Below are 25363 nucleotides of genomic sequence, written 5' to 3'. Positions count from 1 at the left end.
AATACTAATTTTCAAGTTTCAGTTTAAGTCCTCCCACCCGTATTCCGTTTGTTTCTGGTATTCGCTCTATGGATGGCAAGGCCTCATTTGGACCCGTTAGGACTAATAAAACGGTTAGATTTTGCTTCATGGCAAAGTCGATCACTTTGCCATGCGTGTATCTTTCATTGTTCCAGATAATGCCGGGGTTAACCCGTGATAAACTTCCACCGTAGGGAACCAACTCTTGGGAAACCGCAGATTCCACCGCTCCGTCTAGGGCAAAAACATGAAGTGCATACCCAGTGGGGGCAAGGATGGTATATCCGGAATCATGCACCTTTATCTGATTAAACTCCGGGGTAGCCAAGCGCCACACCTGACCGTTTTCCGATTGATCCTCTACCAAAAAAACGGCTACCGCACCGGATCGGGGATCGTAATTGGCGGTGAACTTTCGGCGATGTCCTACTACACCGGTACTGCTTCCAACTCCAACTGCATAGCCCGACCCCCCCTGGAAAAAGCCGTACTTTTCCAGTCTGCCGGGATCTGGACTTCCAGCACCCGCTGATGCAGGCTTTTCAGTAAAAAGATTCGTTTGACCAGCTATTTTGTTGGTTCTTCCGCCTCCTATCACCAAAGGGGCTCCGCCTCCTATAATTCGAAAGGTATTTACGTCGGGGCCTTTGTGGCCGGCTATGCGCTTAGAGGATGTATTAAATGCCGCCACCACGTCCCGCGAGTCGGCAAATTTGTTTCGAAATACCACTACCCCCTGCGTGGTGTCCACCTGGCTTAGCCAGTTACTTTCGGTTGGATTCTCTGCGACCAGATCCTCCGGGTAGTACAATACACTGTAAAGCGAACTATCTCCCAGATAGTCGTGCATCCACTTGATAGTCGCTTGCTGCTCTTGGGGATATAGTCGGAAGGCCATCCCGAAAAGACCGGTTCCTAGGTTTAGGTTGTCATCTGACAGGTCCGGCTTCATACCGATCAAGCCCGCTCTTGCAGGAATGGACACCATTGCAGCCCCCATGGCTTTTAGGGAACCCAATGCATGCGGAGCCAAGAGTTTCAACCCATCTGACAAATGGCTGCGTCGGTTTTGAAAAGCAATCAGGGCCGGCCCGATGAAGGACCAGTTATAGATATGATACCCTATGCTCTCTGCATTCCAGCCCTGCGGGTAAATGTTGACCTGGGTATGATCAGCCAGCCGCTTGGTGGCGTCCCAAACCAATGGGTCTATCGGGGAGGGTTGCTCGGAATCGGGGTTGTCCCAGACCATTCCGCCTAGGAGAACAGCCCCCCAACGCACTCCCATCCAGTTGCTTACCAAGCTGTAATTGGCCTCTCGACCCATATTCGCTTGGGTATTAAAAATCAGCTTCAATAGCTCCGCATTGACCTGATTTCTCCAAGGCTGCGTCCACCCGGTAAAGCAAAAATCATAGGCGATGGCCACAGAACGTAATACCGCTGCACGGGTCAGTCCCCTTGAAAACGGATCTTTGACAATTATTTCGTCTTCAAAAAGTAGCTCCAATTGGTGAAAGGCCCTTTCTGCAAACCGTTCGTTCCCGGTGAATAGGTACAGCACGGCCAGCTTTTCTGCTGACAGCGCCAATGGCTCGGCAGCGACTATGCTGGCTGAATCCAGCGTAAAAAGTAGCTGATTCACCTCCCTTTCGAGGGCTTCCGCCACACCGGCATAACGGCCACTGCTCAGCCTTTTACGAAGTGTAGGTACTTCCTCCGCCAAAATTAATCCTCTAGGATGTTTTCCCACCACATCGGCATTTCTCCTCACCAGGACTTCTTCCTGCAACGCTGACTGTCCCGCAAGAGCGGAATAAACCCCAACTACGATAGCCCAAAGCATGAAAATCACAATCCTGAAAAACTTCATAGTATATCTATTTTCGAGTAACTCCATCACGATCATCGTATTGGATATGTTGTATTTCTCCATCCAATTCTAGCTCCAACAAGCCATTCCCAACCTTCAATAGATCGGAGGTATACACTCCGGCGGGACTCCAATTCTGAAAATCCAGTTTCATCCCGTCCACGGATCCCTCGGCGCGCAGCCCATTGTGCTGGTATTCCATTTCCAGCGTACACCCCTTTGTATTGTGATAAACTATTTTCGATGAATCCGAATCGACTTGGATTGAGGTTTCTGTTTGCACCCTGTTCACCAGATCGGCAAAGCTGGAAAAATCGTCCCGCTCGTATACTTCCAGCGCATATCCGGGCAATGATCCGGTGACAACCAATACATCGTATTTTTCAAACACCTGTAATTTGCCACTTAGACGAGTGGAATCCGATGCAGTAATCCAATAATAGGTCGGACTGAAAGGTGTAATACTTAGGTAGGTCTCATCGGAATGAAGGAAAATTCTGCCTCGGATTTCATGGATTGTGCCACTTCCTTTCGGAACAAATAACCAACAAGCTTGGTGAAATCGGGAGTTGTTCATCCATGCCTCAAACGACGGATTCTCTGGCAGCGGGGGTAGTTCCAATTGTCGCAGCGCCTCCTTTCCGAGTACCAACCGTCGTTGGTAGGATTCCTCCGATTCCCCGGATCCTACCGGTCGGGTGTCACCTGCCGCGACGAGGATCGTTTGCCCATGCTGCATGGTTTGTGTGTATGGGCTATGCCCCCCAGGACTACCGTGATAGGGCTGTCCTCCACCGAGGGTTGCCGGGCCCTTTTGGGTACGATATACGAGTGACCACTGCACCTGCTGATTGGGATTGTCCAACCGGTTGAGGTAGACACTGCCCAATCCGAAGTTTTTGCTTCCATAAAAATACTCTTGGGCGTCGTTTGCCTGATCCATGTGGTAGGTGGGGCGGGCGATCTTCAGCTCGAAAGGTGTCTTAATATTTTTGTGGTAGAGATTCCAGATCAATCCATTAGGGCGATAGCTACTGGTAATTTGATGAAGGGAAGGGTGGTCTCCATCCAGTAAAGCGCTGCCAAACCAATAATGAAGGAAGGTATTCAACTCTCCACCCTGATTCATCAGGTTGGGCCCCCGCTTTTGTGCACCGGACAAGGCTCCATCGTAAGATTTAATGGAAAGGGTTATCAAATAATAGTCTAAAATAGCCTGAGCCAATTCCTTTGCCTCGTCGGTGCGGCAAAAGTCATAGATATTCAGCAGCCCTGCGATGCTGTGCGGATAGTAGATTTCGGAGTCGTATTCGCCATTGCCCGTGGTCAGAAGTCCCTTTAAAAACCCTCTGAAATACTTTTTTGATAAGGAATCCACCTCGTGTATAGGCCAGCGAGAGATACGGCTTCCTTCCGGAAAATAGTGGGAATACACCCAAGCGGAGGACCGCCACATGACCTTGTGATTTTCGGTGCCGCCATCTTTTTTGTTTCCGCCAAGCAGCTCACCGGGCTCACCGACCAGATTGTGTGGCGTAGACAGCGGATCATATACCCGGTATCCATCCGAAGGTCTAGTTGATTCGGTGTATGCGGCCACCGCCCGCTGAAATTCGTTCTCCCAGGTTTGGGACATCTGATCGCTTAACAGTGGATAAAACCGTGCCCAGTTTTTGGCTGCAAAGTGATATTGCTGATTCATATTTCCGGGAATTCCCAGAAAGGCTTTTACAAACGGCTCTTCAACGCCCAGAAGTAGTCTAGCGGTTGCCGGAGCCAGCTCTTTTTTCAGTGCATCGCCACCAAACCGGGTGATGCGGCCATCTTCTCCACGTTCTTTGGCACCAAAATAGCCCGTAGAACCCTGAATTATTGCACTTCCAGTAAATGGAGAATACACCTGCTCACCTTCTAAAGCGAGCGTTTTGAAGGGCTTTCCGGTGTCCGGACAAACGGCATTTCCGAAAAATCGCCTACCAACGGGCTGTTCCGCGATCAGGGCCAATTTTCCGGATATTCGCTGTTGAAATCCAGCTTCATCGGGATAGTCGAGGGATAGGCTATTCTCTTGCGCAAAAACACAAGTGGAGGCTAGCCAGCAGATCGCGGAGAAAAAAATTCGGAAAAGCCCTCGTCGGGGCTTTTCCGAAAGCATTGACTTCCCAATCATTTACCGCTGAATATTGGGATTTAAATCCAATTCTGTCTGCGGGATAGGCTGCCAAGTGCGTGCAGTCCAAGCGATGCTGCCTGGTCCACGGTCTCCGTTTGGAATAGGCTTTTCCATGGCTTGCAAGTAGTACAGCCTGTCATCTTCAAATACCAGTTCCCGCATACGCTCTGCCTCTATCACGTCTTCGCTGAGTGCACCGGTGAAACTTTCCAGTCCGGCGCGATTCCGAACTACATTCAAGTCTGCCCTTGCGCCAGCTTCGTCACCCCGCATAAAACGCAGGATGGATCGGGTGAGATAGGCTTCCGCGGATCGCATCAACGGAAGGCTGGATACCCGGTTGGACGCTTCGGCCTCGCCGGCACGGTACCATTTGTGTCCCCAAACTTCTCTGGAGGTGAGGCCCTGATAGGCAGGTCGGGGATCTTCGTTGGGCCCGAAGGAAATAAACAATTGCTGGTATCGCTTGTCATTCATAGCCTCTTCGTGGTTATCCCAACCGGTGATAGACTTAAAATGCTCGCTAAGCGACATGATTTGGTTGTTGTTGAACCGATTTGTCAAATTCCAACGGCCGTTGGGATCGGAATACCCCAACCATCGAGAGACCACGGGTGGTTTCCAATTGGTTTGCGGACCGGATGTGACGTACTGAAACACCACTTCATTTCCTTTGTCTCCGAATTGATCCTTGTTCCAAGCTTCGATTGGGTCTTGGTCGAGCGGATAGCGTCCGGAGTTCAGAATGACATCTGCATGTGCTTCGGCCTGTGCCCAATTACGCATTTGAAAATTCACCCGCATAGCCAGAAAGTGGGCCGCCATTCGGTCCTGCCGGTCTACGTATGCCGGAGGATCACGGTCGGGATTATACTGTTCTGGCAGTAACTCAATGGCTTGGTCCAAATCAGCCAAGATTTGGTCGTACACCTCCTGCACGGTACTTGGTGCAGGGTTATCAAAGGCTGAATTGGGCATCCTATTTTTTATAATTATCGCCGGAGCACTGTTGTCAGCGCCATATGGGGGGGCAAAAATCCGAACCATAGCAAAGTTCACCCAAGCACGAAGCCAATAGGCCTCACCGAGAATCCTCGGGGTCCAGTGGCTTTCCGCATCGTCAAATGCACCATTTCGATCTATCCAGTCAATGACCGCATTCGATGCAAGCAAAACGGCGTATCCCGCATTCCAATTTCGGGTGGGTTGGGAGTGCGCGTTATTGGAAAAATCCCGGTTATACCAGTCGATGGCATCTTGCCCTACTACGCCAAGGCCATCCATCAGTTTCCCCACGTCCGAAATGGTGGCTGAATACAATGCCTGATTTCCGTGTATCCCTTGGAATCCACCGCTACCCCCGGCTACCCAAAGTGCCCCATTAACCAATTGTTCTAGGTCTTGCGTATTTCGGGGTTCTGCAAAACCGTTTGAAACGGAACCAACGTCTTCGAGCCATTGATCTTCGCAAGAACTGAGCGATCCAACCAAAAGCGCTGTTACAAATGCAGCTACGATATGGAATGATATTTTCTTTTTCATCTTCTTTTCAGTTTAGGGGTTAAAAAGTAAATGAAACGCCACCTGTCACGGTTCTTAATTGAGGGAAGGGAGTGCCACCGACAAAACCCTGCGTGAGGTTTCTATTTTGCCTGTTAGAGTCAAAGTTGGCCACCTCCGGATCAAAGCCGTCATACTTGGTGAACGTCAGTAGATTCGTCGCATTTACATAAACACGTGCGTTCTGAATTTTAGCTTTAGATATCCAATTTTGGGGAAGATTGTAGCTTAGCTGAACGTTGCGCAGCCGGATAAAATCTCCATCCTGAAGATAGAGTGACGTAGAACCCGGACGTGCAATCGGTTCGTTTTCCAGCGTCCGTTTCAAGTAGCTTTGCCGTGGTAACTCGGCATTGGGGTTTTCGGGTGTCCACATGCGGTCTTCGATATCCGCACGGAATTGTGATCCACCGACTACCTCCACTCGGTTTCCATCATACAGGTAGTTGCCGCCTTGGAAGGAGAAAAACACGACTAGCTCCAGCCCTTTGTAACTAAAGGTGTTTTGAAACCCTCCAAAATAGGTGGGTAGTCCACTTTTGCCCTCGAGCTCCACCCGGTTTTGTTGGGCATTTGCGGGAGTAGCCAGCAGCGTCTCACCGGTTTTTTCGATGATTCCAGTTTCTGCAAACAGATCGCGGTCAATCTCATAGATGTACTCATAGCCAGTTGCTGGATCAATAAAGGCATGTTCGGCCATGAAATAGGTACCCAAGCGGCCACCAGCCCGGGTTATCGTGGACCCCTGCACAATTCCCAGGTTATTTTCATCCAAGCGAGGGACTAGTCGCATGACCCGGTCTCTGATCAGCGTGAGGTTAAAGTCCGTCCTCCACCTAAATCCACTCGGAGAGTCCACATTCACCGTATTTAGGGAAAACTCCATCCCCCTATTGCGCAGGTCACCGATGTTGGTCCAAATAGCTGAGGTCCCTAGAAGGATCCCTTGGGATGGGGGGATCGGATTCAAAAGAAGCATGTTCTTTACATCTTGTTGATAAAAACCGATGGATCCGCTTATTCTCGAGTCATAGGCTTCAAAATCCAATGATGCATCTACCGTATTGATCTCTTCCCACTGAATATCCGGAACGCCAATCACACTCTGTACGATACCCGAACCGAAGGAATAGGCCGGCCAGGTTACGTATTGATTTTCCAATACATTCGGAATGTCCGCATTTCCGGTACGGCCAAAGCTGGCACGCAGCTTAAGAAACTCCAATGGTCCCAGATTACTGGCGAAGTCCTCTTCACTGATGATCCATCCACCAGAAAGGGCGGGAAACTGGCCATATCGATTGTCTCTGCCAAAGACCGATGCCCCATCCCGGCGGAAACTCGCCATCGCATAGTACTTATCCTTATAATTGTAATTTAACCTGCCAAAATAACTTTGGATCCTAAACTCAGGAAAGGTACCCGTTACCAAAGAGATCACATTATTTCCGGCAGTTTCACCAATATTGATATCGGAAGAAACTAGATTTTCTGCCCGGGCATCGGTTCGGAAAAAGTTACGCCGTTGCCGCTCTGCCCCGGCGACTAAATTAAAATTGTGGTCTCCAATGGATTTGTTATACGTCGCATAGGCGTTTAGATTAAGGTTATTCCGAAGGGTATTGCCTACCTCTCCATACCGTGAAATCCGGACTACATTGCTTGTATGGTAGGTGGACTTTGTATACCAGGTATCTATGGCCACTTCCCCACGTAGACTCAAGCCTTCTATAGGCGTGTACTCGGCAAAGAGGTTGCTGATATTTCGATAATTCTCAGCCCTGTCAAAATAATTGTTTGGGAGGTTGGCGACTATGGGATTCCGGCCTCCTCTGGGATCAAAGTAGCTGCCATCCTGCATAAAAATTGGCAGAACGGGTACTGCTCCCCCCAATGCGGCACCGTAACCACCTCGGTTTCCTCTGTCGGGCCGTCCGCCGTTTGGATTAGCTTCGTTGCTCCCTCCCAATTGACCTTGCTGGTTTTCGAAGTAGTTGAAATTTGTCCGTAGTCCCGTTTTTAGATTGTCCAATATCGAGAAGTCCAAGTTTGCCCGCAGCCCATAAGTGCGTAGGCGTTGCGCATTCATCAGTCCTTTGTGGTCTTGGTAGCGCAGTGAAATAAAGTAGGATGATCGAGCATTTCCACGCGTGGCGGAGAGGTTTACATCCTCGATAGAGCCCTGTCTCCAGATAGGCGATAACCAATCGGTCCCACCTGATGCAGCGACTTGCTCGACCATTTGACGGGTAAGGTATTCGTTAGGTGCATCAATGAAGGCGCTTACGAGTCCCCCATCTACAACCGGATCCCAAGGACGGTCAAAGCCATCGTTTGCGAATGACTGATCCACCATTCGGAGCCATTGGGATCCACCGGCCATTTCCACCATATTTACCGGTTGCTGCACACCATAGCTATAGTTAAAGTTAACGCTGCTTTTCCCATCTTTGCCCGATTTGGTGGTAACCAAGATTACGCCGTTTGCACCCCTTGATCCGTAAATGGCCGTGGCCGCGGCATCCTTTAAAATCTGGATATCTTCGATGTCGGCTGGATTGATAGACATAAAGGAGTTGATTCCACCCTGTCCTGTTAGCTCCTGCGTAAGTGGAAACCCATCCACCACGATAAGCGGTTCTGAACCTGCCGAGATGGAGGAGGTACCGCGTATCAGTATCCTTGAAGGCGCACCGGGCACCCCGCTGCCTTGATTCACCTGCACCCCGGCAGCTCGTCCCTGAAGGGCCGCATCAAAGGAAGGCACCTGCACCCGTGCGAGGTCATCGCCTTTGACGGAAGAGATGCTTCCTGTTACTTCGCGCTTAAGCTGACTTCCGTAGCCCGTCACCACCACTTCCTGTAGCGTCGTATTGTCAGGCTGAAGGGTTATGTCAAAGGAACTGGCAGTAGCTAGGTTAACCCGTTCTCTTCTAAATCCAATAAATGAAAAGATAAGAAATCCCTCTTCAGGGGCTTCTAGCGAGAACCTACCATCGAGATCTGTCACGGTACCCGAAGTGGCACCTTCAACAAAGACAGTAACCCCTGGAAGTGGTTCGCCGTCGTTATCCCTAACAATCCCGGTCACGGTTTTAAAAACCAACTCCTGGGCCTCTACCTCCTCCGCTTCCCTACGGTTTACCGAGATGGTGTTGTTAATCTGCTTAAATTTTAGGTTTGAGTGGGCAGTAACTTCGGCCAATACATCCGAAACCCACTTAGCCTTGCCCGAAAGGTTGATCTCTTGGTTTAGGTCAAGGTTTTTGTCAAAATAAAAAAATCGCAAATCCGTCGTTTTTTCGATATAGGCAAATAGCTGCTTTACGCGAATGGATTGGTCTTTTAGGTCAATACTGATTTCATCGATGCTTTTTACCTGACCGTTGGCCGTGTGGGCCACCACAGAGGTCATCGTCATCAACAAACAAGCATATCCATACAGTACAAATTTGACTGACATAAGTAGTATGCGTAATAAATTTTTCATAATTTAGAACGTTAGATTAAACTTGGTTTTCACTTAGTTGAGGTACCTTACAGTTCCCGCTGTGCCACCTCAACGGCATTTGGTTTGATCTGATCTTCCGGTGAGGTATTCCCGTACCTTGCCGGATTTTTTTTCATAGGCAATCAATTTTAGAATTGAACAGAAACTTTTTTATCATAGGTTTGATAGTGAAAAGGCCTTGCGAATTGCATGGCTTCAAGCACATTGACTAGGGTTTCCTGCTGCTTAAATGTGCCGTTAAAGCCTCTTCCTTGGGGCATGTTGCCCTTAACTTCAATCTCTACCCCGTACCATCGTTCGAGAATCCGCACAAGTTCCGAAAATGAGACTCCTTCAAAGTGGAGTATCCCTTCCCTCCAATATTGCACCGCTTCTACATCCGCTGTAAATTTTCGGAAGTTCAGCGGGGTGGCCTTTGAAACGGATAGTCCCTCTCCTGGACGGAGCGTTTCAGATTTTGACAAACCGGGTACGCTGGTTTCCACCACCCCACTGGTCAGTACGACCGAGGATACTTGCTCCTCAGGATAGGCACGCACATTAAACGAGGTGCCGATTACGTGGGTGGTTAGGTTCTCTGCCTGCACCGTAAAAGGGTGTAGGCTGTCTTTTTCTACTTCAAAAAAGGCTTCTCCGGACAATTTTACTTCCCGCAAATCACCAAAATCCTTCCGATAGGAAAGCTTGCTTTCGGAGTTTAGGTAAACCTTGGAACCATCTGGAAGGTGTATCAGGGTCTTTTTGCCTGCAGGGTTTTCTTTTTCTATCCATTCGACTACCGCTATCTGTTCAACAACCCCAAGTTGGGGCTGATTCAGCTCTTTATAATACCACCCAAACCCTATCAACAGCGTCAAAGATGCAGCAATGCCCCAGCGGAAGCGACGGGCGACCTCACGTCTATGGGAATCTTCTGCATTTAGCGTCCGAATCCGCTGCACGACCGACCGTTTCAGCTTTGCCTGCTCATCTGCCGAAAGAGTTTCCCCATCGTCAGCTCCCATCTCTTCAATCAGTTGATCGTACTTTTCATTAAAAAAACTATCGGAGGCAGGGCTCTTTAACCATTTGGCCAATTCCTTACTTTCTTTTCTGGAAAGTCTTCCCTGATGTAATTTGTTGAGTAACTTCTTGATCATATAAACACGCGCATTTCTACCCATTAATAGCCTGTAGAATGCACTTATGCTTAAAAAAAAATGATTTTTATGCCGTATCTAATATAAGGCGATTTTTTTTGCCAAAAATCTAATAAAATAAGTCATTTCATAAGAATACGGTAAGCCCCGTTCCGGCAAGCAGGAGTAGTTTATCCGTTGCGACCTTTGAACGAAGCGTTTTGTTTGCCTGATAGATCCTGTTTTCGGCTTTTCGCTTGGAGATGTTCAGCCGCTCTGCGATTTCGTCCATCGATAGATGTTCCTTGTTGCGAAGCTCAAACACCTCTCTTTGTCCTTTGGGCAGTGATTTTGCCCATCGAAAGACCAAGGAAAGCAAGTCATTGATCAAAAGACTCCGCTCGGGGTCATCTACCTGCACACCGTTCGTGTCCAAATTGTCTAAGTGAGTAAACACTTTTTCGAGCAGAAGTGATTTTTTCTTCTTTATGATGTACGATTTGGCCACCTTATATAAGTAAGCATTTACACCCCGATCGGGATCTAGATCACATCGCTTTTGCCAGATCTTAATAAATACATCTTGGATAATTCCCTCCGAATCCTCGTGGCTTAGCCCAAACCTCCTGCTGTATCGGTATATTTGCCCTGCATATTGATCAAAAAGTACTGCAAAGGCTTTTTCACTGCCCGTGCGCAGCTCAAAAATGAATTCTTTGCTTAAAAACTCCTTTTGCCCGTCAGCCATTTTGGGTTACTTTTGGGAAATGAACGTTCAAAACTACAAGGTTTAGTTGCAAAAACAAACCAAGAATCAATTAGCAAACGAAAATCAGCGTACCAATTGTTTCGAATTTTGTGAAGATATTTTAGTTTAATCCCAGCGCATCGTCTAGAGCCCCTATACTATATGCTAATACGGACGTTCACGTATGCGGTTGGAAATGGCGCTGGAATCCGACACGCCTACAGCAGACAAAGGAATGCTTTTAGGCAGTTGCATCGAAAAAATACCGATAAAGACAGACTGGGGCCAGTTTTTTGGTTGGCGATCCTGTTCCGGTCAGGCGAAGGGGTTTGATTAAACCTCATTTTTTGGTAGGGGCGGCCAGCTTTATACTCGGCAAAGGCGGTATTTCCATCCCATCCCCGAAGAAATAGTCGGTATGGGGCGGTTGATTGTAGGCAACGTTCTGCCAAGCAATGGAAACCCGGTACTGGGGATTGTGCATCAACGTGTATAGCCGGTATTCGGTAGGGATAGCGGTAGAAAATATCCGCAACTCTTGATTGTCAGCCGTCCGGGCTATCAGCTCCTCCCGCCAATCTCCCAATATATCGGCAGAAAGACTGGGGTTGGACTTGGTTCCATTGTTCTTTACCAAATTATTTTCCTCACCCGAAAAAAACCGATCCGTGGTACCATCCTCGTAGTTCCATTTGTCTATGTTCACGCCGTCCAACAGCTCTCTAAGCAAGTCTCCGTCCCACCAAATGGCCATATTGCTTGAACTAGGCCTGGTGTCGGAGATAACTTCACCGCGTACATTCCACAGCCCACTCAGTCCTTCCCCAAAGGCCCAACTTTCATAGCCCCGATGTCGGGGGTCAATATCAATGGCCAGCCCCCGTCCCACATCCGTGGAGGGAAAGGACCAAATTACCTCTCCGGAGCGTGCATCCCGAAGGTTGGCGGCGTAGGGATGCTCAGGGCGCTCATGGATACCAAACACCTCCAATCCCGGCCGATCCGGGTCGATATCGGATACGTGCATAGCATCCCCATGTCCCAGCCCGCTACTGTATAGACCCGCGCCATCGTCATCGATCACCATGGCACCAAAGACGATCTCATCTTTTCCATCCCCATCGACATCCGCTATGGAAAGGCTATGATATCCTTGGCCCGCATAGGCTAGGTTTTCCGGATCGCCGTCATGGCTATCAAAGGTCCATACCAAATCCAGTGCTTCGTCCCTCCAATTCCAAGCGGCAATCACAGTACGTGTATAATACCCTCGGCTCATGATCAAGCTAGGTCGCTCACCGTCCAAATAGGCAATCCCCGCCAAAAACCGATCTACCCGATTGCCATACCCGTCTCCCCAAAGTTCCTTCAGTTGTTCTTCCGAAGGAGTAAGTGTGTCGGGATGCCGGGGAGGAAAATAAGGTGTAGTAGCAAGAGCGGCTCCTGTGCGCCCATCGAAGATGGTGAGGTATTCGGGACCAGCAATAACGTATCCATCTTTGTTTCGCCAATCGGCATCTTTGTCCCCGATCACATTGCCTTGTCCATCTCGGGTACCATCAGCGGTCTTGCAGGCAACTTCCGCTATGCCGTCTCCATCCAGGTCATAGACCATAAATTGGGTATAGTGAGCCCCTTCACGGATGTTTTTGCCAAGGTTTATTTCCCAGAGAAACTCTCCGTCGAGACTATAGGCATGTAAGATGGGTTCGTCAGTCAGGCCTTTATGTGAATTGTCCTTACCGACCCCGGTCATGTGAACAACTATTTCGTATCTCCCGTCTCCGTTGAGGTCACCCACGGAAGCGTCATTTGGCGTATAGCCTTCCGGTGTCCGTAGTGGTATGGATAAATAAGGTTTGTCCCACGGGGCAATCACCTCGGACTCATCCAGTAACTTCCCATTTTCGAAGGCCTTAACCTGATACGCCACACGCTGTCCTGGTTTCACGTCTATATCCAAAAAATTGGTACCCTTATCGAGTGGCTGGGTATTGAGTTGTTTCGGTGGCTGTCCGGCTTCGGAGCGAAAGAGACTAAAGGTTACCTCCTCGGGGTCTGTGCCTAATAGACGCCAGCTCACCAATACTCCTTCGGATGAGGGCACAGCGACAAGTCCCCGGTCGAGGTATTCCATTTGCCTTTGCGCACAGAGGCTAAATGATATCGAAATCAAAAGAAAAAGTATTAGGGCGATTTTTTGGTTTTGATGCATGGTTCTTGGGGGGATTTAAAAGACGGATGCAGTCCGTCAACAATATAAATCAACGGACTTCTCCGTCTAGAAAATGTCTTATCGCAAGCGCTTTATTTTTACCGATGCCTTCAACTTTTTGGAGGTTGTTCCTATCCGCCATCAGTGCATTGTTTAGGCTTCCAAAATGGTCTAGTATCCGTTCTGCCAACACCGGTCCGACTTGGGGTAATCCCTGTAAAAATCGGGCTTTCTGTCGGTTGATCCGCCTTGATTTTACCCCCGAGTTTGGTAAGTAAGGTTTGGAAGACAATTGCTGATTTCCAATAACCAGAAGACTATGGGCGGTATCTTGAGTGTTTTTTGTTTGGATAATCGGAATGTGCCATGCTGTACTTACAGATAGGATGGCGCCATGTACAGCTTCTAAAGAGATTTGACTTCCTGTAGTAAATGGGTCCCCTTCCAATAAGATCAGCGGTCTGAGTTTAGACTTAACCAATAAGCTGCACTGATGGAAGAGGCGCTTCGAGATTAAGGATTGCACGAAATCGATTGCGCTTTTTCGCTCGATTACCAGCTGTCGGTTTATTACATAATCTCCCGCATCCAAGCGACGGAAATCCACCATACATCCCTGTAGGCTTAGCAATTTCGGCACACCGGAAGGCTTCTCGCGATAATCGCAGGTAATTTTTACAGCGCGTTCCATATCGAAAAATACCTATTTTAGTGTAAAAATCGGCTAGTTTAAGCGATAAAGTATTTCCAAAAATACCATTAAGCAAATCATTGGATATCGATGTCCCAAGCCCGGCAGGCCTGATGTCGGCCACCAGCGGGAAGGATTTATTATTCCACTGAAATTTTCTTTAGCGAAAATGCAATATTTTTATCGCTGATTAGTCTAATACCCTAACCAAGCCCTCTAAAAAAGCCATACTACCTTCGAATTGGCTTCACGGTTAGGGATCCGTAACACCTTCTGATCTGATAACGAAGGGCATCTGGCTGGCATGTATGGGATTCCTTTTTAAATCAGAACATTAGATTTTCGGAAAAAAATGGAAGCGCCTTTGTCTGAATTCGTTCTGCAATCCGATTCAGGTGATCTCCTTGGTAGCTTTCGTAAAAATGGGGAATTTGGTACGAATCCAAAAGCTCGTGCAGCTTCTTGCTCGCTTCGCTGATGCCCCGATCCTGAATTCCCGCATCCAAGGCAATGGCCTTCAGTTTTTTGAGGTTGTGGATGTATTGATCCACATGGTTCAGCGTGCGGTTGGCTATGATCTTGTTGATCACATCTTGTCGTAGTTCTCCACCCTTTGCAGGCAGGTCTAGGTACAAAGGCGGGTTTTGGGGATTGGGGGCAAAAGCAGCAGAGGTGGCAAAGGCGGCAATTTCGAAGAAGTTAGCGTCCTCCAGTTGCTCTGGGGTAAAGGCTTCTAACTTGGCCATTTGTTCCGTATTGGTATTGGCCCCACCCTCCATGCAGCACGGACTGAGGGCGTAGATGGCTGCATAGACGTCGGGGTTTTTCATGCCCAGGCGTAAGGTGCCATATCCGCCCATGGAATGCCCCGCCAATCCCCGGCTGTTCCTATTGGCCAGAGTGCGGTAGTTGGTGTCAATATGGGCGACCAGTTCTTTGGTCACGAAGGTTTCCCAATCGCCTATGGTGGGCGAGTTGGCGTACATGCTTCCCTTGAAGCGGTTGTAGGCGTTAGGCATTACCACGATCATCTCTTTGGAAAGGCCTTCGGAGAGGGATTTTTCTATGACAGTTTGCAGGTTTATCCAGTGCGTTTCCCAACCAAACCATTGGGAGTCGGTGTCGGTAAAGCCATGAAGCACATATAGCACGGGATAGCGGCGATCCGGATTGCTTTTATAAGAAGGGGGCAGGTAGACGGTCACGTCCCGCTCAGCCGGGTCTCCGATCAGGTTGCCTTCGAGTGCTTGGCTGTATACCTTGATGCGTTCTTTGCCGCCCTCTTGGGCGGTCGCCGGAAGGCAATTTAGACAAATCAGCAGGATAAAGAGGTAGATGGTTTTCATCTGTTTATAATTTGTTTTTTAGCGGTCAGATGGAATCTCGCACGTATTACAATCGTCCCTTCGTGTGTCGCTTGCGTCGTGCTCGATTTCATGTGTCTATAATTGATTTTTCAAAGGTCACATGGAATCCCTGCCTACCGGCAGGCAGGTCGCATGTTTGCCCCGATAGCTATCAGGGCATCCAAGTGTGTGACGGATACGTTTTGCTCGATTTCATAGGTTTATGGTTATCGGTCGTTTGGGGAGGGTTTTACAGTTGGTGAAATTAGGAAAGAGCTCGGTCAAATCCTAGTTTGGTTTTGATTGGCGTGCTGTAGGTATCGAATCCATTTTTTGAACTCATGCTCGGTGTTTTGGCACAAAAAAAAGGCATGGTACACCGTTTTTAGCACCAAGTACACCTTCGAAGAGCGGATTAATGACATGATTCAGTCCAAAGAGGACTTGGCAGAGATGACGCTGTCTAAAGGCGAAAAATGGATCGGAAACTGCTGTAATACGAAGTGGACAGTTTTGTTCTACATAAAGAAGTAGTCTACTCAGACGATGGTTTCAATATTTACTCTAGCCTCCGCTCAAATTTCTTATATTTGTATTTGCGCAGTATCAAGCAGCTATGAGAGAAGATTATTTGCGAGGAGATGACGAACACCTAAGCTCATCGGACAGGGAAATTGAAAAGGCCCTGCGTCCGTTGAGCTTTGACGATTTCACCGGTCAGAAAAAGATCGTGGAAAATATCAAGATTTACGTGCTTGCCGCCAGAAAGCGCAGCGAGTCCCTAGATCACGTGCTCCTACATGGTCCTCCGGGCCTGGGCAAAACCACCCTGAGCCATATCATCGCCAACGAGCTGGGTTCTAGTCTGAAGATCACCTCCGGCCCGGTACTGGATAAACCCTCCGACCTAGCGGGGCTGCTCACTAACCTGGATGAGGGCGATGTACTTTTTATCGACGAAATCCATCGGTTAAACCCCATTGTGGAGGAGTACCTGTATTCGGCCATGGAGGATTTCCGTATAGACATCATGCTGGATTCGGGCCCCAATGCTCGGTCGGTACAGATTTCCCTGCACCCCTTTACCCTGATCGGTGCCACTACCCGGTCCGGCTTGTTGACCTCTCCACTTCGTGCCCGCTTTGGCATCAATGCCCGTCTGGAATACTACGATGCCAAGTTACTCACGGATATCGTCATGCGATCTGCAGGTATTCTGGGCACGCCCATACACGAGCCTGCAGCCTTCGAGATTGCAAGGCGGAGCCGAGGTACCCCCCGTATTGCTAATATGCTTCTACGAAGGACCCGGGATTTTGCCGAAATAAAGGGCAATGGAACCATCGACTTGGGCATTGCCAAGGTAGCGCTTGCTGCCTTGGATGTCGATGAAAACGGCTTGGATGAAATGGACAACCGTATCCTGTCCACCATCATTCATAAGTTTAAGGGAGGGCCAGTAGGCATTACGACCATTGCTACCGCCTGCGGGGAAGAGGCTGAAACGATCGAAGAGGTCTACGAGCCGTTTTTGATTCAGGAAGGCTACCTCAAGCGGACCGCACGTGGCCGAGAAGCGACCCCTCTGGCCTACAAGCACCTGAATCTAAACCCCGACGCCGGCGCAAGTACTGGCAGCCTCTTTGGCTGATACCTGTCAAAATACCCAAACCTTATTACATGACCCTTCCGGAACAACATGCAGCAATCGTCAAACAAACTGCCAAAAGGCTGGGCTTTGAATTTTGCGGGATTGCAACGGCCTGTTTTCTGGAGGAAGAAGCGCCCAAGTTAGAGGCATGGCTTGCCCGCAATTACCATGGTCAAATGGCTTATCTGGCCAATCACTTTGACAAGCGGCTGGATCCCACCAAGCTCGTGGATGACGCTAAGTCAGTCGTCAGCCTGATTTTCAATTATTTTCCCGAGGAGAAACTTCCAGAGGGCGATGAGGATTACAAGCTCGCCAAATACGCCTATGGGAAGGATTATCACTGGGTGGTAAGGGATAAGTTGAAAGCTTTTCTGGAGTTACTGCGGGAGGATATCGGGGAAATCAACGGTCGGGCTTTTGTGGACAGTGCACCTGTGATGGAGCGGCAATGGGCGCAGCGTAGCGGATTGGGATGGCTGGGCAAAAACAGTCTGTTGCTCAATCGGCAAATGGGGAGCTTTTTCTTTTTGGCAGAGCTGATTATCGACTTGCCCTTAGCACCGGACGATCCGTTTATCGGGGATTATTGCGGTACCTGTACCCGCTGCGTAGATGCCTGCCCCACCGACGCAATTGTAGGGTCAGGAGTAGTGGATGGGTCCCGTTGCATTTCCTACTTTACCATTGAGCTCAAGGATGCATTGCCTACCCAAGTGCACGGCAAGTTTGAGAATTGGGTCTTTGGCTGCGATATCTGCCAAGACGTATGTCCTTGGAACCGTTTTGCTAGCCCTCACCGCGAGGAGGCTTTCTTGCCGCACCCGTTGTTAAAGGAATTTGGAAAAAAAGACTGGGAGGAAATGACACGAGAGACCTTTGGGAAGGTTTTTCAAAAGTCTGCCGTAAAGCGCACCAAGTGGGAGGGTCTGATGCGAAATGTACAATTTGTGAAAAAGAAAAGCCCCTGACCGAAGTAAGGGGCTACAGGTAATTTTATCCAGAGAGTTTGACAAAATATTTATTCAAAACCGGTTCATAGACTTTTGCAAATGTTCGATAACACCATTCCCTAAATTCCTCCAACTCGGAGGGAACCAACAGATTAAGTCCCTTGCGCAACTCCTTCTCGAAAAGCTTTCTGTCAAAACTCACCTTGAGTAAAATGGTTTTAACGTATTCTACCATAATCTTATCGTTTAGTTGGGTCTATTAAAAGGTTAAATAATTTTAAGAGTTTTTACGTTAGCTAAATAACATTTGTTACGTTTAAAATATCCTTGTTTATTTGTAACTCCGACTCTGAACGTGTTTCACATGCCTATAACGAAATTCAGCTTCCTTTTCATATTTCTTTTCCCGATAATTTGTTTGTCGGTCAATGCGCAGGAGGTAAGGATCGAGCTGGGACCGGATGAAGTGGCCCTGAATGAAACCTTCAACATCAAAATAACGGTTACCGAAGAAAAGATCCGATCCTATGATCCTCTGCCTGAAATCCCCGGATTCCAAAAACAGGGGGTCTCTCAGAGTTCGTCCATGAATATCATCAACGGACAGATGAGCAGCTCCACCAGCGTGATCCAATATTACAAACCGCTTCGAAAAGGGCAGTTTACACTCAATGGATTCAGTATTTCTGTAAATGGGCGCAGCGTTTCCTCTGGGGGAAAAACCATCACTGTGGTGGATCCTCGGGCCACTGCAGGAGGAAGAAGCCGCGCCATAGATCCATTTGATGATTTCTTTGGTGGAAGCAGGGAAGAGACTGAGTATGTAGAGGTGGATGATGATGCATTTTTTTCACTGACCGTTGACAAAAACGAGGTCTATACCGGGGAAGGTGTAAACGTAACCCTAGCCTTTTTCTTTTCAGAGGAAAATCAGGCCCTGTTTAACTTCCATGATGCCGGCAAGCAATTGGAAAAGATTATCAATCAGATCAAGCCAGCCAACGCCTGGGAGGAAAATTTCAATATTACGAGTATTCAACCTGATAAAGTTGAAATCAACGGCAAAGCTTGGACACGGTTTAAAATCTATCAGGCTACGTTTTTCCCCTTTAATCCGGGTAAAATAGAATTTCCTTCAGTGGGTTGGGAGATGATCAAGTACCGGGTGGCCCGAAATCCAAGCTTTTTTGGCAACAATCGGTTGCAGGATTTTAAGACCTTTTATTCCCAGCCAAAGCAGGTGGTCGTGAAACCACTTCCTCCGCATCCACTCAGAAATGAGGTAAGTGTGGGAAACTACCAGCTACGTGAAAGCGCAAGCCAGGATCAGGTAGCTACGGGAGAGGGATTTACGTACAATTTTGGTGTCACAGGGGAGGGGAATATTAGCTCCATTCGTTCACCGAGGAGAATGAATGCGCAAAAACTCAATTCCTTTGACCCGAACGAACGGATACAGGTAAACAAAAATCGCGGTAGGGTGACTGGCATGAAGGAGTTTAGTTACTTTATCACGTTAAACGAAGCCGAGGAGGTAGCGATGCGAGACCATTTTGAGTGGATCTATTTTAATCCGGCTTTGGATAAATACGATACGCTCCGCCCGTCTTTGACGGTCAACGTAACCGGAGAAAGTAAAATTAATCAAGCCATATCGTCCTCCCGCTTGGGAGGAATCTATGATTTGATTGATGTGGAGGATAATAAGCTTTTAAACCAAAAATATAAGTACTATTTTTCGGTCCTGATCAACCTGCTGCTGTTTGGTGCAGTGGGATTATTGGGATTTCTGATCATTAAGAAAAAATAATTCATGCGAAATACATTTGGCAGGGCCTTTACCATCACCACCTTTGGCGAATCACACGGCAAGGGGTTGGGAGTGATTATAGACGGCTGTCCGGCGGGCGTAGAAATAGACGAAGCATTCATCCGTTCGGAGATGCAGCGGCGCAAGCCCGGCCAATCCAAGATCACTACGCAACGGAAAGAGGAAGACGAGTTTCAGATCCTCTCTGGGGTATTCGAAGGAAAAAGCACCGGCACCCCCATCTCCATCATAGTACTGAACACCGATCAAAAGAGCAAAGATTATTCCCATATTGCAGACAAGTTCCGTCCTTCGCATGCAGACTATACCTACCACCAGAAATATGGGGTGCGGGATTACCGGGGTGGGGGACGTAGCAGCGCACGGGAGACTGCGGCCCGAGTAGCGGCCGGCGCAGTGGCTAAGCTGATGCTCAAAAGTTTTGGCGTGCACGTTAGTGCGTACGTGAGTCAGGCAGGCCACATCAGCCTAGATAAGCCGTACTCCCAGCTTGATCTGACCCGTACAGAAGAAAATATTGTTCGCTGCCCGGATCCCGTGGTAGCAGAGCAGATGATAGCTTATATCGATGAGATCCGAAAAGATCGCGACACGGTAGGGGGCGTGGTTTCCTGCGTGGCCACCGGCGTGCCGCCCGGTCTTGGAGAGCCGGTTTTTGACAGGCTTCATGCGGCGTTGGGGCATGCCATGCTTAGCATCAATGCGGTGAAGGGGTTCGAATACGGAAGTGGATTTGAAGGTGTGCAGATGCGGGGCTCCCAACATAACGATGCGTTTTACAGAGAAGGGGATCGAGTCCGTACTCGTACCAACCACTCAGGAGGTATCCAAGGCGGGATCTCCAACGGCGAAGATATCTATTTCCGGGTTGCCTTTAAACCTGTGGCCACCATCATGCAGGATCAAGAAAGCGTCAACGAGGCCGGCGAAGCGACGATTGTGTCAGGTAAGGGCAGGCACGACCCCTGTGTAGTCCCCAGGGCCGTACCCATTGTGGAGGCCATGTGCGCGTTGGTACTCGCCGACTTTCTCCTGCTCAACCGGCTCAGCAAACTTTAGACTATACCACCACTAACCACTGATTTATGAAAAAAAGGATACCCCTGCACACCCAGATCATTATTGGGTTGGTCTTAGGCCTCGTTCTCGGGCTGATTATCGTCAAGTTCGGCATTTCTCCCGATTTTGTCATCAATTATATCAAGCCCGTAGGGACGGTTTTCATCAATGCGCTGAAGATGATTGCGGTGCCGTTGGTCTTGGCCTCGCTGATCGTAGGAGTTTCCAATTTAGGCGATGTTACGAAGCTGGGGAGGATCGGCGGTAAGACCATATCGGCCTATATGATAACCACGGTGTTATCCGTGTCGCTTGGGCTGTTGTTGGTGAATGTGTTTAAGCCGGGCAAGAGTCTGCCCGTGGATACTAGGGATAACCTGATGGCCCTCTACGACGAAAGTGTGGGTTCTAAAACAAGTGCCGCCGAGTCATTAAAGCAACAAAGTCCCTTGCAGCCCTTTGTGGACATGGTTCCAGAGAATGTGTTTCTGGCAACAACCAATAATGGGAGCATGTTGCAGGTGGTGTTTTTTGCCATCATTGTAGGAATAGCGCTATTAAAAATCCCCAAAAGCAAAGCCAAGCCGGTGATTGCCTTTTTTGATGGAATGAACGACGTGATCATTCAAATCGTCGGATTTATCATGATCATCGCTCCTTATGGGGTATTCGCGTTGATGGCCTCGTTGATTGTGGAAATCACCGGTGACAATCCAGATTCTGCGGTTTCCTTGTTGCTGGCGTTGCTAAAATACACCTTGGTAGTAGTAGGCGGACTTTTGGTGATGATTATGTTGACTTATCCACTGATCCTGATGGCATTTACCAAGGTGAAGTACATGGATTTTTTCAAGGCGTTGAGACCCGCCCAGTTATTGGCCTTTTCTACCAGCTCCAGCTCGGCTACGCTGCCCGTCACCATGCGGCAGGTAGAGAAGGAACTGGGAGTTTCCGAGGAGGTAAGCAGCTTTGTGCTGCCCTTGGGTGCTACGATCAATATGGATGGGACCAGTCTTTATCAGGGTGTTGCCTCTGTGTTTATTGCGCAGGCTCTCGGAATGGACCTTACACTCACGCAGCAACTTATGATTGTGCTGACGGCTACCCTAGCCTCTATTGGCACGGCGGGCGTCCCAGGGGCGGGGCTTATCATGCTGATCATTGTGCTGGAGTCTATCAACGTTCCGGCGGCAGGGATCGCCTTGATCTTGGCCCCAGACCGTATCATCGATATGTTTCGGACAGTCGTGAATGTCACGGGGGATGCCATGGTTTGTACGGTGGTGGCCTCTACAGAGGGAGAGTTACCTGATGGGATGATTCGGGCAGCCAATCCGTTGACCGCAGACGAAGGGTTATAGGAAGCTTTCCGGGAGGGTGCGTTAGCGTTAATTTCTCGTTTATTCTCCCAGTTGGTTGAGATATTTATGGAGGTATTCAGCGGGGGTGGTGTGCCACTCAGCATATCGGCTCACTCCAGTCTTCATCGCATGATACGTCAGATCGTAAAGCATCTCGCTTATTTTGGCGGGAAGTCCTGCGTGGCCTAGTTCTTCCTTAGACAGTGAGTTCCACTTGGAGCGTTCTGTCCGGGCTAGCTCCAGCTTAGCAAAAAGGATCGGAAGCTGGGCCGATTTTACACGTTCCATCCGTTCAGGATCGTTTTTTGTCGCGTAGAGTGCTTTATCAAAGAGCGCATCATAGGCTTTGATCAGTTCCGGGGTGAGGAAGCTGTCGGTTTGCTGACTGGGAGAGCCGAAGATGGAGAGTTTAGGGGTTTCTGCACCTTTATTGTGGTCATGCATCAGATGGATGTATTGCTTGATGTGTCCCGCCGCCTGTCCATAGTAGGCAAGTAAAAAGCCGTCCATTTCTGACTGCATATCCACATCGGGATTTTTGAGCAGTTTCGAGAGCAGGTAGGCACGGAGTTCCGCAAATTCCCCTCCCTGCTGTATGTTTCCTTGTGCAAACACCGCGCTTACCCGATTGTCTCGGAGAAACCGTATGTTTGGCTGGAGCGTACGCAAGTTTGGGAAGGGTGCCAGCAGGTGGGAAAACTGGATGTTGTAATCCCAAACCAAGATATTGTCGGTGATTTTACCCCAACCGATCAGGTCACTGGCAAAGTCTGGGTCGCCGCTCTCCAAGGGTTCGTTGCGGGTGCTTTCAATGCTGCAAAGCATGATATTGACATTTTTTCGAGGTACAATGTCCTTTGGCGGCACGCGCGTATACTGGTAAGCGAGCGTGGAAATAATTTTGTCAGGAAACCGATCGGCTACTTGATTCACGAACCACAGCATGGAACCCATGCCCAACGCCGGATATTTGCTTCCATGCGTGGTGTACATTTTTTCCTCCGGCTCATAGGCGGCGTATTGTTGATCCAATGCAGCGCAGTGTTCGCACTGGCAATACCGCACATTATCGTTTTGACTGACTGACCAATACCGGGCTTCTGGTTTTTCCTCCATGGCTTTTGCGAGGTTTTCGCATACGATTTCCAATACCTCTGGATTGCTGAGACAAAGCTGTGATTCGGGCTGTACGCTGGAGCCATCCCAAGAGGGGATGAGGCCCGGATGGCGTTCGCCGTCATAGAAGCTAAAATATTCCGGATGGGTTTCCCCGTACTCCGCAGGATCCAGTAAGTTGTGAAAGGTATGAACCCAATAGCCCCATTCGGTAGGAGATGAGCCTTTACCTCCGAAGGAATGAAGCCCGTGCCAATCCATAAACTCGGGATCATATACATCTTGGTAATACACGTCCCGAAATGAGAACACTGGGATGGTAACAAGGTCGAGCTTGCCCAGTGCGATACGCTTCATGCTGGGCAGATGGGTCACCTGAGAGGTGTATTTTTTGCATCCCAATTCCTCTTCCAAAAAGTGGTAGACTGCACTTAGTACGCCTTTCTTTGGGCCTCCCGCAAGGAGAAGCTTCTGGGCCTCGGTACGGATGAGTAGTCCCTCGTCTTCCAGGGTTGCAAAGTCAATGGATCTGGATTCGGGTCGGTTGGTGCGTCCTATCAGGATTTCCTTTTCGGTGGAGGGGAGGTTGTCGTGACCCAAAGGAAGCAGTGCACCCGAAATTCGGAAGAGGTAGTCCTGTAAGATTTTGGCGGCGTGGATTTCCTGTTGTTCCGGTTCATGTGGCAATACGATGCGGTAATCTGACCGGCCATTTTGAACCAATAAGAGATCCTGGCCCATAGATTCTAACGACAGAAGTAACAGAAGAAGAATCGCCACAGGCAGGATCCCAAGGGTCTGTATGCCTGGTTTGATAGCGTGTTCACTGCCAAATGTGTTGGGTATATCGGATTTCATAGCTATTTAGGGTTTCGGTAGAGATCATTCAAGCTTAAAAATTACAACGCTTTCTGTGAGTACACAAGGATCAGGTCGGCTAAGTCACAGAATAGTAATGTTTTCGTGGAATTATCAGGAAGGCCAGAAGGGTTAACCTGTTTTTGGATTATGGTTATATGGATAGCTCAACTCGGTGTAAAAGCATTCTATAGACTTTTCATATTATAATCAAAGGTTTGTCATGCAGAACCATTTGCTTAGGCAATGCGGATAAGTAGTCTCACGCAGCCTATGGTAAAGGGGACAAGAACAGGAATGTTTACCGATCTGGGAACAATGGATGGTTATTCCGAAAAGTCGAATGGTAATGCTATTGAGTTCAGCGTGCCAAATACGCCGAATCCACCGTTTACATTTGACATGATGCTTACTGGTTCTTGAAATAGCTGATTAGCGTTACTATTATCATAAATAGATCTGCTATAATTCATTAGGGAACTTGAGATGTGGGACACCTGGATGGACTGTACGTATACTGTTTTTACCGTTTCGTTTGGAAAAGCTACCTCAAAGTCTTCAAAGTAGTCTGTAGTCAATAACAAGGTGATTTCCGGGCTGTCGCCGAAAGCTTCATTACTGAAATAAAGCGCTTTCATGTTGCCTGTATCGCCATAGCAGTTTTCCAGACAGGTATAATCTTTCAGGAGTGGGTTGGCAGAGGCCAGTCTATACCAATTGATGATTTCCTCTCTCTGTATTTCACCTTTTTTGTAATGAATGACCCGGATATCTAAGCTAATTTTATAAAATACGGTCATACCAGGATTATTTTCAATGACGAGGGTATGCTCAACCGAAGGATTCTGACTGTTGCCTAACGGACCCTTTTTGTTATAGCTATAGTCGTTGACTTTCGGCGGGGAGGGTAGAACTTCAACATCGGTGGTCACTTCTGGCAGTCCTTGGGCTTTTACCGATATACGGTAGTGGTGATTTTCTTCGGGATATTGATCTAACATATATACCCCGGACCCTTCGTGGGTCATGGTTCCCAGAAGTACGTCGTCCACAAACACGTTCACTTCAGCATTATCAATATGGTAGAAGGAGCGATTGTAATTCACTTGGTTAGGAATAGGAATAGATCTTAGCAGGTCTAGGGTCATTGGCTTTTCTTTTTCGAAGTAGGCATGTAATACTATCTTGGGTTGCTCCCGGATGATATCGATGCTGATGTCATCCTCGCAGGATAACAGCAAAAAGCCGCACAGAGTGATGTATGATATTTTTTTCATA

The 25363-nt window shown here is 48.5% G+C and carries 18 protein-coding genes; 6 read left to right on the top strand and 12 right to left on the bottom strand.

The features are described 5' to 3' along the window. Window positions 1–4 precede the first annotated feature (4 nt). From IAQ59_RS13565 to IAQ59_RS13540, 6 genes are all read right to left on the bottom strand, one after another. Entirely contained in the window at window positions 5–1894 is a 1890-nt protein-coding gene (locus tag IAQ59_RS13565) for a hypothetical protein (RefSeq protein WP_209331366.1), read from the bottom strand. 7 nt (window positions 1895–1901) lie between these two features. Further along, window positions 1902–4064 carry a hypothetical protein gene (locus IAQ59_RS13560; protein WP_209331365.1) on the bottom strand — a complete coding sequence of 721 codons (2163 nt, stop codon included), beginning with the start codon at window positions 4062–4064 and terminating at the stop codon, window positions 1902–1904. Beyond that, a complete protein-coding gene (locus IAQ59_RS13555) occupies window positions 4065–5609 on the bottom strand; it encodes a RagB/SusD family nutrient uptake outer membrane protein (protein ID WP_209331364.1) in 1545 nt (514 codons plus the stop codon). Between the two features lie 19 nt (window positions 5610–5628). Continuing rightward, entirely contained in the window at window positions 5629–9117 is a 3489-nt protein-coding gene (locus IAQ59_RS13550; protein WP_209331363.1) for a SusC/RagA family TonB-linked outer membrane protein, read from the bottom strand. A 149-nt stretch (window positions 9118–9266) separates the two neighbouring features. Beyond that, entirely contained in the window at window positions 9267–10277 is a 1011-nt protein-coding gene (locus IAQ59_RS13545) for a FecR family protein (protein WP_209331362.1), read from the bottom strand. Window positions 10278–10404: 127 nt separating this feature from the next. Then, window positions 10405–11004: an RNA polymerase sigma factor gene (locus IAQ59_RS13540; RefSeq protein ID WP_209331361.1), complete on the bottom strand. Its 600-nt coding sequence runs from the start codon at window positions 11002–11004 to the stop codon at window positions 10405–10407. Between the two features lie 184 nt (window positions 11005–11188). Here IAQ59_RS13540 and IAQ59_RS13535 point away from each other — a divergent pair, with 184 nt between their 5' ends. Next, a complete protein-coding gene (locus IAQ59_RS13535; RefSeq protein WP_209331360.1) occupies window positions 11189–11341 on the top strand; it encodes a hypothetical protein in 153 nt (50 codons plus the stop codon). A 3-nt stretch (window positions 11342–11344) separates the two neighbouring features. Here IAQ59_RS13535 and IAQ59_RS13530 read toward each other — a convergent pair whose 3' ends face one another. From IAQ59_RS13530 to IAQ59_RS13520, 3 genes are all read right to left on the bottom strand, one after another. Continuing rightward, on the bottom strand, window positions 11345–13219 hold the full coding sequence (locus IAQ59_RS13530) for a rhamnogalacturonan lyase (RefSeq protein ID WP_209331359.1): 1875 nt from the start codon (window positions 13217–13219) through the stop codon (window positions 11345–11347). A gap of 49 nt (window positions 13220–13268) precedes the next feature. Next, window positions 13269–13910, bottom strand: a complete 642-nt coding sequence (locus IAQ59_RS13525; protein WP_209331358.1) for an ERCC4 domain-containing protein — start codon at window positions 13908–13910, stop codon at window positions 13269–13271. Window positions 13911–14236: 326 nt separating this feature from the next. Next, entirely contained in the window at window positions 14237–15256 is a 1020-nt protein-coding gene (locus IAQ59_RS13520) for an alpha/beta hydrolase (protein WP_209331357.1), read from the bottom strand. A 616-nt stretch (window positions 15257–15872) separates the two neighbouring features. Here IAQ59_RS13520 and ruvB point away from each other — a divergent pair. Continuing rightward, window positions 15873–16907 (top strand): Holliday junction branch migration DNA helicase RuvB, encoded by a 1035-nt coding sequence (gene ruvB / locus IAQ59_RS13515; RefSeq protein WP_209331356.1) that lies wholly within the window; start codon window positions 15873–15875, stop codon window positions 16905–16907. A 29-nt stretch (window positions 16908–16936) separates the two neighbouring features. Further along, window positions 16937–17878, top strand: a complete 942-nt coding sequence (gene queG, locus IAQ59_RS13510) for a tRNA epoxyqueuosine(34) reductase QueG (protein WP_209331355.1) — start codon at window positions 16937–16939, stop codon at window positions 17876–17878. Between the two features lie 25 nt (window positions 17879–17903). Here queG and IAQ59_RS13505 read toward each other — a convergent pair whose 3' ends face one another. Continuing rightward, window positions 17904–18095 carry a hypothetical protein gene (locus IAQ59_RS13505; RefSeq protein WP_209331354.1) on the bottom strand — a complete coding sequence of 64 codons (192 nt, stop codon included), beginning with the start codon at window positions 18093–18095 and terminating at the stop codon, window positions 17904–17906. Between the two features lie 129 nt (window positions 18096–18224). Between IAQ59_RS13505 and IAQ59_RS13500 the strand changes: the two genes are divergently transcribed. From IAQ59_RS13500 to IAQ59_RS13490, 3 genes are read left to right on the top strand one after another with little or no spacing between them, the layout of a single operon-like run. Then, complete coding sequence (locus tag IAQ59_RS13500; RefSeq protein WP_209331353.1) at window positions 18225–19670, top strand: BatD family protein; 1446 nt, start codon at window positions 18225–18227, stop codon at window positions 19668–19670. A gap of 3 nt (window positions 19671–19673) precedes the next feature. Then, window positions 19674–20750, top strand: a complete 1077-nt coding sequence (gene aroC / locus IAQ59_RS13495; RefSeq protein WP_209331352.1) for a chorismate synthase — start codon at window positions 19674–19676, stop codon at window positions 20748–20750. 26 nt (window positions 20751–20776) lie between these two features. Beyond that, window positions 20777–22111, top strand: coding sequence for a dicarboxylate/amino acid:cation symporter (locus tag IAQ59_RS13490; RefSeq protein ID WP_209331351.1), 1335 nt, complete (start codon window positions 20777–20779; stop codon window positions 22109–22111). Window positions 22112–22150: 39 nt separating this feature from the next. On the opposite strand, the gene IAQ59_RS13485 is transcribed toward IAQ59_RS13490, so the two are convergent. Further along, entirely contained in the window at window positions 22151–24085 is a 1935-nt protein-coding gene (locus tag IAQ59_RS13485) for a DUF4838 domain-containing protein (protein ID WP_209331350.1), read from the bottom strand. A gap of 326 nt (window positions 24086–24411) precedes the next feature. Beyond that, window positions 24412–25362: a DUF4249 family protein gene (locus IAQ59_RS13480; RefSeq protein WP_209331349.1), complete on the bottom strand. Its 951-nt coding sequence runs from the start codon at window positions 25360–25362 to the stop codon at window positions 24412–24414. Window position 25363: the final 1 nt, after the last annotated feature.

Origin of the sequence: Lunatimonas salinarum (assembly GCF_017811155.1) — a bacterium.
Lineage (GTDB): Bacteria > Bacteroidota > Bacteroidia > Cytophagales > Cyclobacteriaceae > Lunatimonas > Lunatimonas salinarum.
The sequence above is the reverse complement of the archived record's forward strand: the minus strand, read 5'-3'. Positions and strand labels throughout refer to the sequence as shown.

Coding starts and splice junctions, on each gene's coding strand:
- IAQ59_RS13565 (WP_209331366.1), bottom strand. CDS start 1,894: ATGAAGTTTTTCAGGATTGTGATTTTCATGCTTTGGGCTATCGTAGTT.
- IAQ59_RS13560 (WP_209331365.1), bottom strand. CDS start 4,064: ATGATTGGGAAGTCAATGCTTTCGGAAAAGCCCCGACGAGGGCTTTTC.
- IAQ59_RS13555 (WP_209331364.1), bottom strand. CDS start 5,609: ATGAAAAAGAAAATATCATTCCATATCGTAGCTGCATTTGTAACAGCG.
- IAQ59_RS13550 (WP_209331363.1), bottom strand. CDS start 9,117: ATGAAAAATTTATTACGCATACTACTTATGTCAGTCAAATTTGTACTG.
- IAQ59_RS13545 (WP_209331362.1), bottom strand. CDS start 10,277: ATGATCAAGAAGTTACTCAACAAATTACATCAGGGAAGACTTTCCAGA.
- IAQ59_RS13540 (WP_209331361.1), bottom strand. CDS start 11,004: ATGGCTGACGGGCAAAAGGAGTTTTTAAGCAAAGAATTCATTTTTGAG.
- IAQ59_RS13535 (WP_209331360.1), top strand. CDS start 11,189: ATGCGGTTGGAAATGGCGCTGGAATCCGACACGCCTACAGCAGACAAA.
- IAQ59_RS13530 (WP_209331359.1), bottom strand. CDS start 13,219: ATGCATCAAAACCAAAAAATCGCCCTAATACTTTTTCTTTTGATTTCG.
- IAQ59_RS13525 (WP_209331358.1), bottom strand. CDS start 13,910: ATGGAACGCGCTGTAAAAATTACCTGCGATTATCGCGAGAAGCCTTCC.
- IAQ59_RS13520 (WP_209331357.1), bottom strand. CDS start 15,256: ATGAAAACCATCTACCTCTTTATCCTGCTGATTTGTCTAAATTGCCTT.
- ruvB (WP_209331356.1), top strand. CDS start 15,873: ATGAGAGAAGATTATTTGCGAGGAGATGACGAACACCTAAGCTCATCG.
- queG (WP_209331355.1), top strand. CDS start 16,937: ATGACCCTTCCGGAACAACATGCAGCAATCGTCAAACAAACTGCCAAA.
- IAQ59_RS13505 (WP_209331354.1), bottom strand. CDS start 18,095: ATGGTAGAATACGTTAAAACCATTTTACTCAAGGTGAGTTTTGACAGA.
- IAQ59_RS13500 (WP_209331353.1), top strand. CDS start 18,225: ATGCCTATAACGAAATTCAGCTTCCTTTTCATATTTCTTTTCCCGATA.
- aroC (WP_209331352.1), top strand. CDS start 19,674: ATGCGAAATACATTTGGCAGGGCCTTTACCATCACCACCTTTGGCGAA.
- IAQ59_RS13490 (WP_209331351.1), top strand. CDS start 20,777: ATGAAAAAAAGGATACCCCTGCACACCCAGATCATTATTGGGTTGGTC.
- IAQ59_RS13485 (WP_209331350.1), bottom strand. CDS start 24,085: ATGAAATCCGATATACCCAACACATTTGGCAGTGAACACGCTATCAAA.
- IAQ59_RS13480 (WP_209331349.1), bottom strand. CDS start 25,362: ATGAAAAAAATATCATACATCACTCTGTGCGGCTTTTTGCTGTTATCC.